The sequence below is a fragment of the Pseudomonas donghuensis genome, assembly GCF_000696345.2.
GTDB lineage: Bacteria > Pseudomonadota > Gammaproteobacteria > Pseudomonadales > Pseudomonadaceae > Aquipseudomonas > Aquipseudomonas donghuensis.
This window is the reverse complement of sequence record NZ_CP071706.1, coordinates 5339587-5355202: the sequence shown is the minus strand read 5'-3', so window position 1 is coordinate 5355202 and position 15616 is coordinate 5339587. Positions and strand designations below refer to the sequence as shown.

The 15616-nt window shown below is 62.1% G+C and carries 11 protein-coding genes; 5 read left to right on the top strand and 6 right to left on the bottom strand.

From position 1 onward, the window contains the following. Window positions 1-8 precede the first annotated feature (8 nt). Window positions 9-1166, top strand: a complete 1158-nt coding sequence (locus BV82_RS24900; RefSeq protein WP_036995022.1) for a glutathionylspermidine synthase family protein — start codon at window positions 9-11, stop codon at window positions 1164-1166. Here BV82_RS24900 and BV82_RS24895 read toward each other — a convergent pair whose 3' ends face one another. Beyond that, a complete protein-coding gene (locus BV82_RS24895) occupies window positions 1167-2054 on the bottom strand; it encodes an acyltransferase (RefSeq protein WP_036995023.1) in 888 nt (295 codons plus the stop codon). 180 nt (window positions 2055-2234) lie between these two features. Between BV82_RS24895 and rloA2 the strand changes: the two genes are divergently transcribed. From rloA2 to creD, 4 genes are all read left to right on the top strand, one after another. Beyond that, on the top strand, window positions 2235-2738 hold the full coding sequence (gene rloA2, locus BV82_RS24890; RefSeq protein WP_010221369.1) for a retropepsin-like aspartic peptidase RloA2: 504 nt from the start codon (window positions 2235-2237) through the stop codon (window positions 2736-2738). Between the two features lie 111 nt (window positions 2739-2849). Next, a complete protein-coding gene (creB, locus tag BV82_RS24885; protein WP_010221370.1) occupies window positions 2850-3533 on the top strand; it encodes a two-component system response regulator CreB in 684 nt (227 codons plus the stop codon). After that, the gene (gene creC, locus BV82_RS24880) at window positions 3533-4966 is read left to right on the top strand and encodes a two-component system sensor histidine kinase CreC (protein ID WP_036995024.1); all 1434 of its coding nucleotides are present in this window, start codon (window positions 3533-3535) and stop codon (window positions 4964-4966) included. The genes creB and creC overlap by 1 nt, the downstream gene beginning before the upstream one ends. 95 nt (window positions 4967-5061) lie before the next feature. Then, window positions 5062-6396, top strand: a complete 1335-nt coding sequence (gene creD / locus BV82_RS24875; protein ID WP_010221372.1) for a cell envelope integrity protein CreD — start codon at window positions 5062-5064, stop codon at window positions 6394-6396. A gap of 225 nt (window positions 6397-6621) precedes the next feature. Here the strand turns inward: creD and BV82_RS24870 are convergent, their stop codons facing one another. The 5 genes from BV82_RS24870 to aceE all read right to left on the bottom strand — a co-directional run bounded on the left by BV82_RS24870 (window position 6622) and on the right by aceE (window position 15348). Beyond that, window positions 6622-7254 (bottom strand): glutathione S-transferase, encoded by a 633-nt coding sequence (locus BV82_RS24870; RefSeq protein ID WP_036995026.1) that lies wholly within the window; start codon window positions 7252-7254, stop codon window positions 6622-6624. A 9-nt stretch (window positions 7255-7263) separates the two neighbouring features. After that, on the bottom strand, window positions 7264-7929 hold the full coding sequence (gene msrA, locus BV82_RS24865; RefSeq protein WP_010221375.1) for a peptide-methionine (S)-S-oxide reductase MsrA: 666 nt from the start codon (window positions 7927-7929) through the stop codon (window positions 7264-7266). A 131-nt stretch (window positions 7930-8060) separates the two neighbouring features. Further along, complete coding sequence (locus BV82_RS24860; RefSeq protein WP_010221376.1) at window positions 8061-10754, bottom strand: putative bifunctional diguanylate cyclase/phosphodiesterase; 2694 nt, start codon at window positions 10752-10754, stop codon at window positions 8061-8063. 303 nt (window positions 10755-11057) lie between these two features. Next, complete coding sequence (gene aceF, locus BV82_RS24855; protein WP_036995027.1) at window positions 11058-12689, bottom strand: dihydrolipoyllysine-residue acetyltransferase; 1632 nt, start codon at window positions 12687-12689, stop codon at window positions 11058-11060. A 13-nt stretch (window positions 12690-12702) separates the two neighbouring features. Beyond that, entirely contained in the window at window positions 12703-15348 is a 2646-nt protein-coding gene (gene aceE, locus BV82_RS24850; RefSeq protein WP_010221378.1) for a pyruvate dehydrogenase (acetyl-transferring), homodimeric type, read from the bottom strand. Window positions 15349-15616: the final 268 nt, after the last annotated feature.

The window sequence follows — 15616 nt, the reverse complement described above, 5'->3', positions numbered from 1 at the left end:
GCCTGCCGATGAAGCGAGTATCCATCGCCCCGCGCCCGGACTGGCGTGCCACCGCCGAACACTTCGGCTTCAACTTCCACACCTTTGGCGACGAACCCTACTGGGACGAATCGGCTTATTACCAGTTCAGCCTGCGGCAGATCGAAGAGCACCTTGAGGAACCGACCCATGCGCTGCACGAGCTGTGTATGGCGCTGGTGGCCGAGGTGGTCGACAGTGAAGCGCTGCTCGAACGCCTGGCGATCCCCGCGCAGTATTTCGACCTGATCCGCCGCTCGTGGCGCGACGGCCATCCGCATTTCTATGGGCGCATGGACCTGTGCTACGACGGCAAGGGCCCGGCCAAGCTGCTGGAGGCCAACTACGACACGCCGACGTCACTGTACGAGGCCAGCTTCTTCCAGTACCTGTGGCTGGAGCAGCAGATGCAACGCGGCGCGCTGCCGGTCGATGCCGACCAGTTCAACAGCCTGGAAGAAAAACTCACCCAGGTGATGAGCGCCAATAGCTTTGCCACACCGTTTTACTTTGCCTCGGTAAAAGATTCGATCGAAGACCGCGGCACCGTCGAGTACCTGCGCGATATCGCCTTGGGCGCCGGGCTGGATGCGCGTCTGGTGGACATGGAAGACATCGGCCTGAGCCGTGGCGGGCGCTTTGTCGATGACGTTGGCGCGCCGATCCCCAGCCTGTTCAAGCTCTACCCCTGGGAAGATATCTTCCACGACCCGTACGGCCCGGCGATTGCCAACAGCGGCACCTTGTTCGTCGAGCCGCCGTGGAAGGCGATCCTCTCCAACAAGGGCATGCTGGCGCTGCTCTGGGAACGCCACCAGGGCCACCCGAACCTGCTGCCGGCGTTCATTGAGCAAACACCGGGCGCCGGTCTGGGCAAGGGCTGGGTGCGCAAACCCTTCTTCTCGCGCGAAGGCGCCAATATCCAGATCCACACCGGCAGTGGCCAGCATGTGATCGAGGACGGCCCGTATGGCGGCGGCCCGAGCATCATCCAGCAGTTCCAGGCGCTGCCGCGCTTTGGCGACAGCTACACGGTGATCGGCAGCTGGGTGGTCGGCGATCTGCCGGCGGGCATTGGCATTCGCGAAGACAATTCGCTGATTACCAAGGACAGCAGCCGCTTTCTGCCCCACGCGATCATCGACTGATCAACCCAGCTCGGCGCGCAGGGCCTCGATGCGGGCGTCCTTGGCGTGCCAGAGCTGGTTGACCCAGTCCTGCACGGCCTGGCGCAAGGCCGGGTCGTTCTCGTAATCGCTGCTCCATAGTGCAGGGTCCAGCTCATGCACCTGGATGTCGATGATCACTTTCGCCAGGTTGCCACTGAGCAGGTCCCAGAACCCCGGAGCCTTGTCGCCGGGGTAGACGATGGTGACGTCGAGCAGGGCGTCGAGCTGTTCGCCCAGCGCCGCCAGCACGAAGGCCACGCCGCCGGCCTTGGGCTTGAGCAGATGCTTGAACGGTGAGTGCTGGGCGGCGCGCTTGGCTTCGCTGAAGCGTGTGCCTTCCAGGTAGTTGACCACGGTCACCGGTTGGCGCTTGAACAGCTCGCAGGCAGCCTTGGTGATCTCCAGGTCCTGGCCCTTGAACTCGGGGTGTTGGTCGAGGAAGGCCTTGCTGTAGCGCTTCATGAACGGGTAGTCCAGCGCCCACCAGGCCAGGCCTAGCAGGGGGACCCAGATCAGCTCCTTTTTCAGGAAGAACTTGAAGAACGGAATGCGCCGGTTGAGCACCTGGATCAGCGCTGGGATATCCACCCAGCTCTGGTGGTTGCTGACTGCCAGGTAGGAGGTGTCGAGGCGTAGCTCGGCAGCGCCGCGCACGTCCCAGACCGTCGGGATGCACAGGCGGAAGATCAGTTTGTCGATCTCAGCCCAGGTTTCGGCGATCCACATCACCGCCCATGAGGCATAGTCGCGGTAGCGGCCGGGCAGGACCAGTTTGAGCAGGGCGAAGACCATCAGCGGGCCGATCAGGACCAGGGTGTTGAGCAGCAACAGCAAGGTCACAAGAATGCCCGTCAGCAAGCGGCGCATAAGAAAACTCTTATATTCAAGTAAGCGGTCGGCAATGATAAGCACCCCGTCGGCGTACGCCAAATGCTCTGGTCTGCTCCTGTCGGACAAATGTTTCACATTGTGTTGAATAAGCTATTGGCGCGAACCTATCCTGCCTTCGCAGTCTAAACACTGTCTTGTCTCAAGGAAGCGGATCCTGTGAAATCGGTACTTGCACTGCTGTCCCTGTTGGCTCTGCCGGTCATGGCCGCCGAGCCGACCCTGTACGGCCGCTACGAATACATCAAACTGCCGGAAGTCGGTGGCCAGACCTTCAAGGCCAAGATGGACACCGGCGCGCTGACGGCCTCGCTGTCGGCCAAGGACATCGAAACCTTCACCCGTGATGGTGAAGATTGGGTGCGCTTTCGTGTCGCAACCAAGGATGCCGACGGCAAGGTCTATGAACACAAGCTGGCGCGTATCAGCAAGATCAAGAACCGCGCCGATGAAGAGGAAGACGGCGAGGGCGCTGAAATCAGCAAGCGGCCGGTGGTTGACCTGGAGCTGTGCCTGGGGGACGTCAAGCGTACCGTCGAGGTCAACCTGACCGACCGCAGCAGCTTCAACTATCCGTTGCTGATCGGCGCCAAGGCGTTGCGCGAGTTCAAGGCGGCGGTGAACCCGGCGCGACGGTTTACGGCTGACAAACCGGACTGCTAAGCAACTCCAGCTGCAAGCTTTAAGCTACAAGCTGCAAGAAAAAGCGGTTCAGTGTAACTTCACGCGATCCGCTTCTTCTTGAAGCTTGTAGCTTGAGGCTTGCAGCTCCAGATGCCCCACATATTGATTGTCGAAGACGAAGCGGCCATCGCCGATACGCTGGTTTTTGCCCTGCAAGGCGACGGCCACAGCACCGAGTGGGTGACCCTCGGCAGTGCCGCGCTGGAGCAGCAACGCCAGCGCCCGGCCGATCTGATCATCCTCGACATCGGCTTGCCGGATATCAGCGGCTTCGAAACCTGCCGGCAACTGCGGCGCTTCAGCGAGGTGCCGGTGATGTTCCTCAGCGCCCGCGACGGCGAGATCGATCGGGTGGTAGGCCTGGAAATCGGTGCCGATGATTATGTGGTCAAGCCCTTCAGCCCTCGTGAAGTGGCGGCCCGGGTGCGGGCGATCCTCAAACGCATGGCGCCACGCGCCGAGCCGCCTGTCAGTGCCCCGGAGCTGTTCCAGGTCGATACCCTGCGCATGCAGATCCACTACCGCGGCCAAGCCCTGAGCCTGACCCGCCACGAATTTCGCCTGCTGCAAAGCCTGCTCGAACAACCTGAACGCGTTTTCAGCCGCGAGCAACTGCTTGATGCCGTCGGCGTTGCTGCCGATGCCGGCTATGAGCGCAGCATTGACAGCCATATCAAGAGCCTGCGCGCCAAGCTGCGCGGCGTGGCTGCCGATGCCGAGCCGATCCAGACTCACCGTGGCCTCGGCTACAGCTACAGCCCGAGTCACAGCTGATGCGCCTGGGGATCCGGATTTTTCTGGTGTATTTCCTGTTCGTCGGGCTGACCGGCTATTTCATTCTCAGCACCGTGCGCGAGCAGATTCGCCCCGGTGTGCGCCAGTCCACCGAAGAAACCCTGGTCGACACCGCCAACCTGCTGGCGGAAATCCTCCACGACGATGTCAAGGCTGGCACCCTCGGCCAGAGCCGCTTGCCGGTGCTGCTGCGCGCCTACGGCCAGCGTCAGCCCAAGGCTGATATCTGGGGCTTGTCGAAGAACCAGGTCAACCACCGCATTTACGTCACCGATGCCCAGGGCAAGGTGCTGCTCGACTCCGCCGGCGTGGCGGTGGGCGAGGATTATTCGCGCTGGAACGACGTCTACCTGACCTTGCGCGGCCAGTACGGCGCACGCTCGACCCGCAGCAACCCGGACGACCCGGAGTCGTCGGTGATGCACGTGGCGGCGCCGATCCTTGATGAAGGCAAGATCATTGGCGTGGTCACCGTGGCCAAGCCGAACAAGTCGCTGCAACCCTATATCGATCGCTCCGAACGGCGCCTGCTGTACCTCGGCCTGGGCCTGATCGGCCTTGGCCTGCTGGTGGGCGCGGCGCTGTCGTGGTGGTTGGCGCGCTCGTTGCGCCGGCTGACCCGTTACGCTCAGGCGGTGAGCGAAGGAGAGCGCACGGCGTTGCCCCATTACCGGGGCGGTGAGCTGTGGCAACTGGCGGCAGCGGTGGAGCGCATGCGCACCCAGCTTGAAGGCAAGGACTACGTCGAACGTTATGTGCACACCCTGACTCACGAGCTGAAAAGCCCGCTGGCGGCGATCCGCGGCGCTTCCGAGCTGCTTCAGGGGCCCATGAGCGATGAGCAGCGTCAGCGCTTTGCCGGCAATATCGAGAGCGAAAGTGCGCGCATGCAGCAGTTGATCGAGCGATTGCTCAACCTGGCCCAGGTCGAGCAGATGCGGGAGCTGGAAGAACAGCAGCAGGTGCCGCTGGCGGCGCTGGTCGACGAGCTGCTGCTGGCCCAGGGCGCGCGGATCGAAAGCGGCGAACTGCAGGTGCGTCAGCGTGTACCCGTCGCCGTGCGGTTGTTATGTGATCCCTTCCTGATGCGCCAGGCCATCGCCAACCTGCTGGACAACGCCCTGGATTTCACCCCGCCGGGCGGTTTGCTGGTGTTCGAGCTGGAGCACGCCGAGGGGCGCGTGGCCTTGAGCCTGTTCAACCAGGGCGAGGCGATTCCTGACTATGCCCTGGGCCGGCTAAGCGAGCGTTTCTACTCGCTGCCGCGACCGTTCAGCGGGCGCAAGAGCACCGGGCTGGGGCTTAACTTCGTCGAAGAGGTGATGCAACTGCATGGCGGCACGCTGGAAGTCGCCAACGTCGAGGAGGGTGTACGCGTGCGTTTGTGGCTGCCGGCCAGGCGCCTGGGCTGAAAACTTCACACAGTCTGCACACAGGCTCCATATAAGTCCGCAAGGGCTCCATTTCGTTTGCGCAGACTCTGCCCATCGAAACCGGAGTCCCGTTCATGAACCGCAAACTGAGTTACAAACTAGCCGTGATCGGCTTTCTGATCGTCCTGCTGCTGATCCCGTTGTTCATGATCGGCGGCCTGATCCAGGACCGTCAGTACCAGCGCGATCGCGTGGTCCGCGACATTGCCCAAAGCTCCAGCTTTGCCCAGCAGATCACCGGGCCGATGCTGGTGGTGCCGTACCGCAAGATCGAACGGCGCTGGAAGACCGAAGACGGCAAGAGCTTCCAGGAAATCAGCCAGGTCAACGGTCACTTGTATTTCCTGCCGGAAACCTTCGACCTCAACGCCAGCATCGACACCGAGTTGCGTTCGCGCGGTATCTACGAGGCGCGTCTGTTTCACGCCAACAGTCACATCAACGGCCATTTCGAGATCCCGGCCAACTGGGGCATTACCGAGGATTTTGATGATTACCGCTTCGAACCCGCGTTCCTGGTTGTCGGTATCAGCGACATCCGCGGCATCGAAAAAGGCCTGCAGCTGCAGCTCAACGATCAGCGCCTGGACTTTGCCGCCGGGACCAAGCTTGGCTGGATGAGCGGTGGCGTGCACGCCCTGTTGCCAGGTGTCGATGGCAAGGTCGCGAGCGTGCTCAACTACGCCTTCGACCTCAGCCTGCAAGGCACCGAACAGCTGCAGGTGTTGCCGGTGGGGCGTACGACCAGCGTGGCCATGGCCGCCAACTGGCCGCATCCGAGCTTTGACGGCAACTACCTGCCCGTCAGCCGCAAGATCGATGCCGGTGGTTTCTCGGCGCGCTGGCAGACCTCGTTCTTCTCCACCAACCTCGAAGACGCCCTGACCCAGTGCGTGGTCAACGAAAAGTGCGGTGCTTTCAACGAGCGTGCCTTCGGTGTCAGCTTCATCGACCCGGTGGACCAGTACCTCAAGAGCGAACGGGCAATCAAATATGCATTGCTGTTCATCGCCCTGACCTTTGCCGGCTTCTTCCTCTTCGAAGTGCTCAAGGGCCTGAGTGTGCACCCGATCCAGTACGGCCTGGTGGGCGTGGCCCTGGCGTTCTTCTACCTGCTGTTGCTGTCGTTGTCCGAGCACCTGGGCTTTGCCATGGCCTATGCCTTGTCGGCGGGCGGCTGTGTGTTGCTGATCGGCTTCTACCTGTGCCACGTGCTGCACAGCGTGTTGCGCGGCATGGGCTTTGCCTTGGGCCTGGCCATGCTCTACGGCATGCTCTACGGCCTGCTGACGGCCGAGGATTACGCCTTGCTGATGGGCTCGCTGCTGCTGTTCGCGCTGTTGGGGGTGTTCATGGTCCTGACCCGTCGCCTGGACTGGTATGGGGTTGGCCAGGTGAAGCTGTCGTGAGTGGCTTGCGCGAGGAGAGGGTATTGGGTGCAGTGCTGGCGACCCACATTGCCGGCCTGTGGACAGCAGAAGTGATTGTCGGCGCCGGCCTTGCCGGGGATGAGATTGCTGTGGTGTCTGGTAATGCGCGGCGCCTGCATCGCTGGCAAAGCCAGCTCCCACACAGTCAGCGGTACACCGATGCACTGTGGGAGCCGGCCTTGCCGGCGATAGCCCCTGGCAATGTCAGGTAGCCGAAGGATCGGTTGCCTGCATCGACTCACGCTGACTGACCTGCGCATACCACGCCGCCAGCTTGGGCTGTTGCTCACGCCAGCCGAAGTCCGGGAAGCGCAGGTCGAGGTAACCCAGGGCGCAGGCCACGCCGATGGCGGCGATGTCGAACACCGAGGCCAGTTCGGCGAAGTGTTCCTGCTCAAGGTTGCTCAGGCCACGACGGATCTTGTCCTGTTGCGCTTCGATCCAGGCGTCCCATTGTTTGTCCTTGGGCCGCAGGAAGGTCTCGTAGCGGGTCAGCACCGCGGCATCCATGATCGCATCGGCCAGCGATGCCAGGGTCAGGCGATGCCAACGCGGCCAGCCTTCACGGGGGATCAGCGGGTTGCCCACATGCTGCAGGTCGAGGTACTCGCAGATCACCCGGCTGTCGTGCAGTACGCTGCCGTCGGCCAGGCGCAGGGCCGGAATCTTGCCCGCCGGGTTGCCCTGGTTGAGTTCGGCCACCAGGTTGACCGGGGTGAGGTTGACAGTCTGCAGCGCCACCCGGTCGGTTTGCCCGGTTTCGTGCAGTACCACCATGACCTTGCGCACGAACGGCGAGGCCGGCGAATGGAACAGCGTCATGCTCGGTGCGGACATGTCGATCCCTCAGTTGCCTTGCAGGCTCGGTGGCAGGCAGACACCGGTACCACCGATGCCGCAGTAGCCTTCTGGGTTCTTGGCCAGGTACTGCTGGTGGTAGGCTTCGGCGAAGTACACGGTCGGCGCCTGGTCGATCTCGGTGGTGATTTCGCCGAAGCCGGCCTTGCTCAGTTCGGCCTGGTAGGCCTGCTTGCTGGCCAGTGCCTCGTCCAGTTGCTGGGGACTGGTGCAGTAGATCACCGAGCGGTACTGGGTGCCGACGTCGTTGCCCTGGCGCATGCCCTGGGTCGGGTTGTGCAGTTCCCAGAACATCGCCAGCAGCTCTTTGTAGCTGACCTTGTCCTTGTCGAACACCACCAGCACCACTTCGGTGTGGCCGGTCAGGCCCGAGCAGACTTCTTCGTAGGTCGGGTTGGGGGTGAAGCCGCCGGCATAGCCGACCACGGTGCTGACCACGCCTTCGCGCTGCCAGAAGCGCCGCTCGGCACCCCAGAAGCAACCCAGGCCAAAGATCGCGAAGTCGACGTTCTCGAAGAACGGGCCCAGCAACGGGGTGTCTTTGAAGACAAAGTGCTTTTCGGGCAGGACCATCGGCGTTTCACGGCCAGGCAGTGCCTGTTCGGCAGTGGGTAGGACGTTTTTATTCACCAGAATCTCCGAGCGCAGGACCATGATCGTTCCTCTGCTGATTGGGGTAGGCAAGGCTGGCCCCATCGCGGGTCAAGCCCGCTCCCACTGTGGGAGCGGGTTTGACCCGCGATGGGACCCGAATGAACCTATATTGCCCGAGAGAAACGCCGCTGTCAGGCGATAGGGCCACGCGGATAGCGTTTGAGCTTGGCGATCAGCTCGCTGCCCGGGATCGGCCGGTCGAACAGGTAGCCCTGGCCGACATCGCAGCGGTGACGGCGCAGGAACGCCAGTTGCTCGGCGGTCTCGATGCCTTCGGCAACCACTTTGAGCTTGAGGTTGTGGGCCATGGCCACCACCGCCGAGGTGATCTCCATGTCGTCCTGGTTGTCAGGGATTTCATGAATGAAGCTGCGATCGATCTTGATGATGTCGATCGGGAATTTCTTCAGGTAGCTCAGCGACGAATAACCGGTGCCGAAGTCGTCCATGGCCAGGGTCAGGCCCAGTTGTTTGAGCTGGTCGAGCTGGCGGTGGGTGTCTTCGGTGGCTTCCAGCAGCAGGCCTTCGGTCAGCTCCAGCTCCAGCAGGTGCGGGGGCAGGGCTTCTTCCTGGAGGATGTTGGCGATCGAGGCGACCAGGTCGGGGTCGGAAAACTGCTTGGGCGAGAGGTTGATCGCCACTTGCAGGTTGCCCAATCCTTCTGTGCGCAGCTTCTGGCTCATGCGGCAGGCCTGGCGGGCGATCCACTTGCCGATGGGGATGATCAGCCCGGTTTCTTCGGCGACGCTGATGAACTGGTCGGGGCGGATCATGCCCTTTTCCGGGTGGTTCCAGCGCAGCAGCGCTTCCAGGCCCAGCAGGCGGCCGCTGCGCAGGCACAGCTTGGGCTGGTAGAACACGTCCAGTTCGTTCTGGGTCAGGGCGCGGCGCAGGTTGTTCTCGACGAACAGCTTGTAGCTGGCCTCGGCGTTGAGCGCTTCGGTAAACACCTGGACCTGGTGCTTGCCGTTGGCCTTGGCCTTGTGCAGGGCAAGCCCTGCGTTTTTCATCAGGGTCTGCGGGTCGCGGCCATGCAGCGGCGCGCAGGCCAGGCCCACGGAGCCGGTGACGTTGATCAGCTGGTTGTCGACGAACATCGGCTTGTCGAGGGTGCGCAGCAGTTGCTGGGCAACCTGCTGGCCGCCTTCCAGGTCGGTGTCTTCGAGCAGTACGGCAAATTCGTTGCTGGCAAAGCGCGCCAGGCTGCCGCCGGGGCTCAGGCTGTTGCGCAGGCGTCGGGCCAGGCTGATCAGCAGCTTGTCGCCGGTCTGGTGGCCGAGGCTGTCGTTGATCCGCTTGAAGTTGTCGATGTCCACCAGCAGCAGGCTGATCGGGCTGTCGCTGTCGCGGGCGAAGCGCTCGTCGAGGTTGCGGATGAACGCCGGGCGATTGCCCAGGCTGGTCAGGTTGTCGGTATAGGCCAGGCGCTCGATGCGCTGCTGGGCCAGCTTGCTCTGGGTGATGTCTTCGTAGATGCCGATGTAATGGGTCAGTTCGCGGTTGTCGCCGAACACCTTGGAAATCGATAGTTGGCCCCAGTAGGGTTCGAGATTCTTGCGCCGGCTCTTGAACTCGCCCTGCCAGCTATTGCCCATGGCCAGGCTGGACGGCGCGTCGAACAGCAGCTCGCTCAGGTTTTCCAGCGCCGGCAGTTCCGACAGGCGATGGCCGTGGACTTCATCGGTGCTGTACTGGGTGATGGCGGTAAAGCTCGGGTTGACGTACTCGACCACGCCGTCGCGGTTGACCAGCAAGAAGGCGTTGGCGCTTTGCTCGACGGCACGTTGGAACAGGTGCAGGGCGTTGGTTGCGGTGCGTCGGTTGTGGTTGTTGATGACCTGGGCGAACTGATCGGCCAGCTCGCCGGCAAAGGCGATTTCATCGGTTTGCCAGGCACGCGCTGAGCCGGTCTGTTCCAGGCACAACACCCCGACCACCTGGCCATCGATACGGATACTGGCATCGAGCATGGCATTGATGTCGCATGGGCGCAGGCTCTCGGCCATGTCCCGGGTGCGCGGGTCGTGGGTGGCGTTGTGGGCGTCGATGGCGCGGCTGGTGTGCAGGGCTTCGAGGTAGTCGGGAAAACGGCTGGCGTCGATCGGCTCGGGCAGGCGGTATTCCTGAGCGTCGCGGTAGAACGCCGAAATCGGCTGCAGTTGCTGGTCTTCCAGGTACCAGATGCTCGCGCAGTCGATCTTGTAGATCTCGCAGGCGCTGCGGGTGATCAGCTCGGCGGCTTCGAGCAGCGAGTTGCTGGCGCTATAGCGGTGGCGGGCCAAATGCAGGATCAGGTCCTGCTGGGCGCGCACCCGCTCCAGGTGCTCGAGCTGTTCCTGCTGGGCCCGCTGGTTAAGCTGGAGGGCGATTTGCAGGCGGCTGTTGCGGGTCTCGAGATCGACGGCCGACAGGTCGGGAGCGTCGCCAGGCTGGCTGTCGAGGACCATCAGGTAGCCGCGCAGCAGCTGCCGGTTGTGCTGCTTGTAGGCTTCGCCCAACTCCAGCAACTGCAGCGGGCCCTGGGCGGTGTGCAGGGTATAGCGCACCAGGTAATGCGGGCGCTGGGCCAGTTGCAACTGGATGGCGTCGTGCAGTTTGTAGCGGGCTTCGGGCTCCATCAGGCTGGCGTAGGGCGAGCCGACCAGTGCGCAGAGTTCCACTGCAGCAAGGCCAAACTGCCGTTCACAACCAGGATCAAGGTAAAGCAGCGCCCAGCTGGCCTCGTTCAGCCGCTCGAAACGCAGCATCCCGAGCCGCGAGGGCACGGGCAACTGCGTCACGACCTCGGCCACCATACGGCTGGCGGCATCAGGTTGGCTTTTCATCGAGAGCTCGCTTCAAGAAGGCTGTTCGCGCAAACGGAGCAATCTGCTACTACGCGTGTCGGCAAGGTTGCATCATGCGCTTGAGGCTGACAAGCGATACAGAGACCTCCGTGCTAACTGTGTCGGCATGGATGTAGGAATCTTAAGTATCGCGGGACAAGTCGGACCGCCGCATCGCCGCTTCCACAGGGGGACCATTCCAGCAGATAAAAAAAGCCCCGCCAAAATGACGGGGTTGAGGTACGAGCGTGGCAGCTCGAAAAGGGAGCCTGTCTCCCCGGCAGGGGAGACAGGAAACAGCAATTACAACAGCATGGTGCGGATGTCGGTCAGCAGGTCGCCCAGGCGCTTGGTGAAGCGCGCAGCAGCGGCGCCGTTGATCACGCGGTGATCGTAGGACAGCGACAGCGGCAGCATCAGCTTCGGCTGGAAGGCTTTACCGTCCCAGACAGGCTGGATGGTGGCCTTGGAAACACCCAGGATCGCCACTTCCGGCGCGTTGACGATCGGCGTGAAGCCAGTGCCGCCAATGTGGCCGAGGCTGGAGATGGTGAAGCAGGCACCTTGCATGTCGTCAGCCGACAGCTTCTTGGTCCGGGCTTTTTCAGCCAGGGCCGCCGCTTCGCCAGCCAGTTGCAGCAAGCTCTTCTGGTCGACGTTCTTGATTACCGGTACCAGCAGACCATCCGGAGTGTCGACGGCAAAACCGACGTTGACGTACTTCTTGCGGATGATCGCTTTACCGCTAGGCGCCAGCGAGCTGTTGAAGTCCGGCAGTTCCTTGAGCAGGTGAGCACAGGCCTTAAGCAGCAGCGGCAGTACGGTCAGCTTGACGCCGGCCTTTTCTGCAACGGCTTTCTGCGCAACGCGGAAGGCTTCCAGCTCAGTGATGTCGGCGCTGTCGAACTGGGTAACGTGAGGAACGTTCAGCCAGCTGCGATGCAGGTTGGTAGCACCCATCTGCATCAGGCGGGTCATCGGCACTTCTTCGATTTCGCCGAAGCGGCTGAAATCGACTTCCGGGATCGGCGGGATGCCAGCACCACCGGTGGCACCGGCGGCTGGAGCTTCCTTGGCCTTCTGCATCATGGCCTTGACGTAAACCTGCACGTCTTCTTTGAGCACACGACCGTGCGGGCCGCTGGCGGCAACTGCGCTCAGCTCGACGCCGAACTCACGGGCCAACTGACGCACGGCAGGGCCGGCGTGAACCTTGGCACCGTTTGGTGCAGGGGCAGCGGCAGGCGCTGGTGCGGCCTCGGCTTTGGCAGCCGGAGCAGGTGCAGCAGCAGGGGCGGCTTCAGCCTTGGCAGCCGGAGCAGCAGCGGCAGGCGCTGGTGCTGGCGCGGCGGCGCCCTGGACTTTGAGCTTGAGGATGAAGTCGCCAGTGCCGACTTCGTCTTCGAGCTTGACGCCGATGCTTTCCACCACGCCGGCAGCCGGCGACGGGATTTCCATCGAGGCTTTGTCCGATTCCAGGGTGATCAGCGACTGGTCGGCTTCGACCGTATCGCCAACCTTGACCAGCAGCTCGATGATCTTGGCCTTGCCCGAGGAGCCGATGTCCGGAACATGAATGTCCTGAACGGTGGCCGCCGCCGGTGCAGCGGCCGGGGCCGCAGGGGCCTCGGCAACAGCAGGTTGTTGCGCAGCAGCAGGCGCTGCGGCAGGGGCGGCAGCCGCTGGGGCCGCAGCAGCGGCGCCCTCGACTTCCAGTTCCAGCAGTTCGTCGCCTTCTTTCAGGCGGTCGCCCAGCTTGACCTTCAGGCTCTTGACCACACCGGCCTTGGGAGCAGGGATTTCCATGCTCGCCTTGTCCGATTCCAGGGTCAGGATGCTCTGGTCGGCTTCGATACGGTCGCCAACTTTGACGAACAGCTCGATGACTTCACCTTCACCGCTGCCGATGTCAGGTACGCGAATGAGTTCGCTCACTTAAAAATACTCCTCAGCAGTCCAGTGGGTTGCGTTTGTCCGGGTCGATGCCGAACTTGGTGATGGCTTCAGCCACGACCTTAGGTTCGATATCGCCACGGTCAGCCAAGGCTTCCAGGGCAGCCAGCACCACGAAGTGACGGTCGACTTCGAAGAAGTGACGCAGCTTCTTGCGGCTGTCGCTGCGACCGAAGCCATCGGTACCCAGGACTTTGAACTCTTTGCTCGGTACCCACTGGCGAATCTGTTCGGCGAACAGCTTCATGTAGTCGGTGGAGGCGATGACCGGGCCCTTGCGGCCAGCCAGGCACTCTTCGACGTAGGTAACCTGAGGTTTCTGACCAGGCTTGAGGCGGTTGCTGCGCTCTACGGCCAGGCCGTCGCGACGCAGTTCGTTGAAGCTGGTAACGCTCCAGACGTCGGCGCCAACGTTGAACTCTTCACGCAGGATCTTCGCCGCTTCGCGCACTTCACGCAGGATGGTGCCGGAGCCCAGCAACTGAACGTGGTGCGCAGCTTCGCGGGTGTCTTCCTCGAGCAGGTACATACCCTTGATGATGCCTTCCTCGACACCGGCCGGGATGGCTGGCTGCTGGTAGGACTCGTTCATCACGGTGATGTAGTAGAAGACGTCCTGTTGCTCTTCGGTCATCTTCTTCATGCCGTCCTGGATGATCACCGCCAGCTCGTAGCCGTAGGTCGGATCATAGGTGCGGCAGTTCGGGATGGTCGCGGCCAGCATGTGGCTGTGACCGTCTTCGTGCTGCAGGCCTTCACCGTTGAGGGTGGTACGGCCGGCGGTACCGCCGATCAGGAAGCCACGGGTGCGGCTGTCGCCAGCGGCCCAGGCCAGGTCGCCGATCCGCTGGAAGCCGAACATCGAGTAGAAGATGTAGAACGGCAGCATCGGCTGGTTGTGGTTCGAGTACGAAGTACCGGCTGCGATGAAGGAGGACATGGCGCCCGCTTCGTTGATGCCTTCTTCGAGGATCTGGCCCTTCTTGTCTTCGCGGTAGAACATCACCTGGTCTTTATCGACTGGCTCGTAGAGCTGGCCGACGGACGAGTAGATGCCCAACTGGCGGAACATGCCTTCCATACCGAAGGTACGGGCTTCGTCCGGGATGATCGGGACGATGCGCTGGCCGATTTCCTTGTCCTTGACCAGTTGCGCGAGGATCCGCACGAAGGCCATGGTGGTGGAGATTTCACGGTCGCCCGAGCCGTCGAGGATCGCCTTCAGGGTTTCCAGTGGTGGCGTCGGGATGCTGAAGCTCTTCGCGCGGCGCTGTGGCACGAAGCCACCCAGGGCGCTGCGGCGTTCGGCCAGGTAACGGGCCTCGGCGCTGCCTTCTTCAGGCTTGAAGAACGGCAGGTTTTCCAGCTCTTCGTCCTTGACCGGGATGTCGAAGCGGTCGCGGAAGTGACGCAGGCTGTCGACGTCGACCTTCTTGGTATTGTGCGCGGTGTTCTTGGCTTCGCCAGCACCGGTGCCATAACCCTTGATGGTCTTGGCCAGGATGACGGTCGGCTGGTCTTTGTGGTTGACCGCCTGGTGGTAGGCCGCGTAGACCTTGTACGGGTCGTGACCGCCACGGTTGAGCTTCCAGATCTCGTCGTCGGACAGGTCTTCGACCATGGCCTTGAGCTCTGGAGTGTTGAAGAAGTGCTCACGGACGAATGCACCGTCCTTGGCCTTGTAGTTCTGGTACTCGCCGTCGATGACTTCGTCCATGCGGCGTTGCAGGATGCCGTCGACGTCCTTGGCCAGCAATGGGTCCCAGAAACGGCCCCAGACCACTTTGTTGACGTTCCAGCCACCGCCACGGAATACGCCTTCAAGTTCCTGGATGATCTTGCCGTTGCCGCGAACCGGGCCGTCGAGGCGCTGCAGGTTGCAGTTGATGACGAAGATCAGGTTGTCCAGCTTCTCGCGGCCAGCCAGGGAGATCGCGCCCAGGGATTCCGGCTCGTCGCACTCGCCGTCGCCCATGAAGCACCAGATCTTCTGCTTGCCGGCAGGAATGTAGCCACGGCTTTCCATGTACTTCATGAAACGCGCCTGGTAGATCGCCTGGATCGGGCCCAGACCCATGGAAACGGTCGGGAACTGCCAGAAGTCAGGCATCAGCCATGGGTGTGGGTAGGACGACAGGCCCTTGCCATCGACTTCCTGACGGAAGTTGTTCATTTGGTCTTCGCTGATCCGGCCTTCCATGAACGCACGGGCATAGACGCCAGGCGAGGCGTGGCCCTGGAAGTAGATCAGGTCGCCGCCGTGCTCGTCGGTCGGAGCCTGGAAGAAGTAGTTGAAGCCGATGTCGTACAGGGTGGCACTGGAGGCGAAGCTCGAAATGTGGCCGCCCAGGTCCGAGTCTTTCAGGTTGGTGCGCATTACCATGGCCAGCGCGTTCCAACGCACCAACGAGCGAATGCGGCGTTCCATGAACAGGTCGCCAGGCATGCGTGCTTCGTGGGTGACGGGAATGGTGTTGCGGTATGGCGTGGTGATGGCATATGGCAGCTGAGAGCCACTACGGGTGGCCAGCTCGCCCATACGGGTCATCAGGTAGTGAGCGCGGTCTTCGCCTTCTTTGTCGAGAACCGACTCCAGGGCGTCCAGCCATTCCTGGGTTTCGACGGGATCGAGGTCTTGCATGGCTTGCTCCAGGGCGGAAAGGCTTCCAGAATCGGTTGCCTGAGTTTGCGACTGGCCTTTTGGGCAGACGACATAAAATTCTTGGATTACCGGAGAGTGTACCGGCGTTGTGTAGTTTTACTACAAATGAATCACCATTTCATGCTTTTGAGGTGATCGGGCAGTAGTAAAACTACAGAAAAATGGCTCGTGGCCGCTGTTCGGGTTGTGGGAAAAATCGATACCGGTGGTTAAAAACAAGTTAAGAAAAGGTTTGCTGCGATGGTTT

Coding starts and splice junctions, on each gene's coding strand:
- BV82_RS24900 (WP_036995022.1), top strand. CDS start 9: ATGAAGCGAGTATCCATCGCCCCGCGCCCGGACTGGCGTGCCACCGCC.
- BV82_RS24895 (WP_036995023.1), bottom strand. CDS start 2,054: ATGCGCCGCTTGCTGACGGGCATTCTTGTGACCTTGCTGTTGCTGCTC.
- creB (WP_010221370.1), top strand. CDS start 2,850: ATGCCCCACATATTGATTGTCGAAGACGAAGCGGCCATCGCCGATACG.
- creC (WP_036995024.1), top strand. CDS start 3,533: ATGCGCCTGGGGATCCGGATTTTTCTGGTGTATTTCCTGTTCGTCGGG.
- creD (WP_010221372.1), top strand. CDS start 5,062: ATGAACCGCAAACTGAGTTACAAACTAGCCGTGATCGGCTTTCTGATC.
- BV82_RS24870 (WP_036995026.1), bottom strand. CDS start 7,254: ATGTCCGCACCGAGCATGACGCTGTTCCATTCGCCGGCCTCGCCGTTC.
- msrA (WP_010221375.1), bottom strand. CDS start 7,929: ATGGTCCTGCGCTCGGAGATTCTGGTGAATAAAAACGTCCTACCCACT.
- BV82_RS24860 (WP_010221376.1), bottom strand. CDS start 10,754: ATGAAAAGCCAACCTGATGCCGCCAGCCGTATGGTGGCCGAGGTCGTG.
- aceE (WP_010221378.1), bottom strand. CDS start 15,348: ATGCAAGACCTCGATCCCGTCGAAACCCAGGAATGGCTGGACGCCCTG.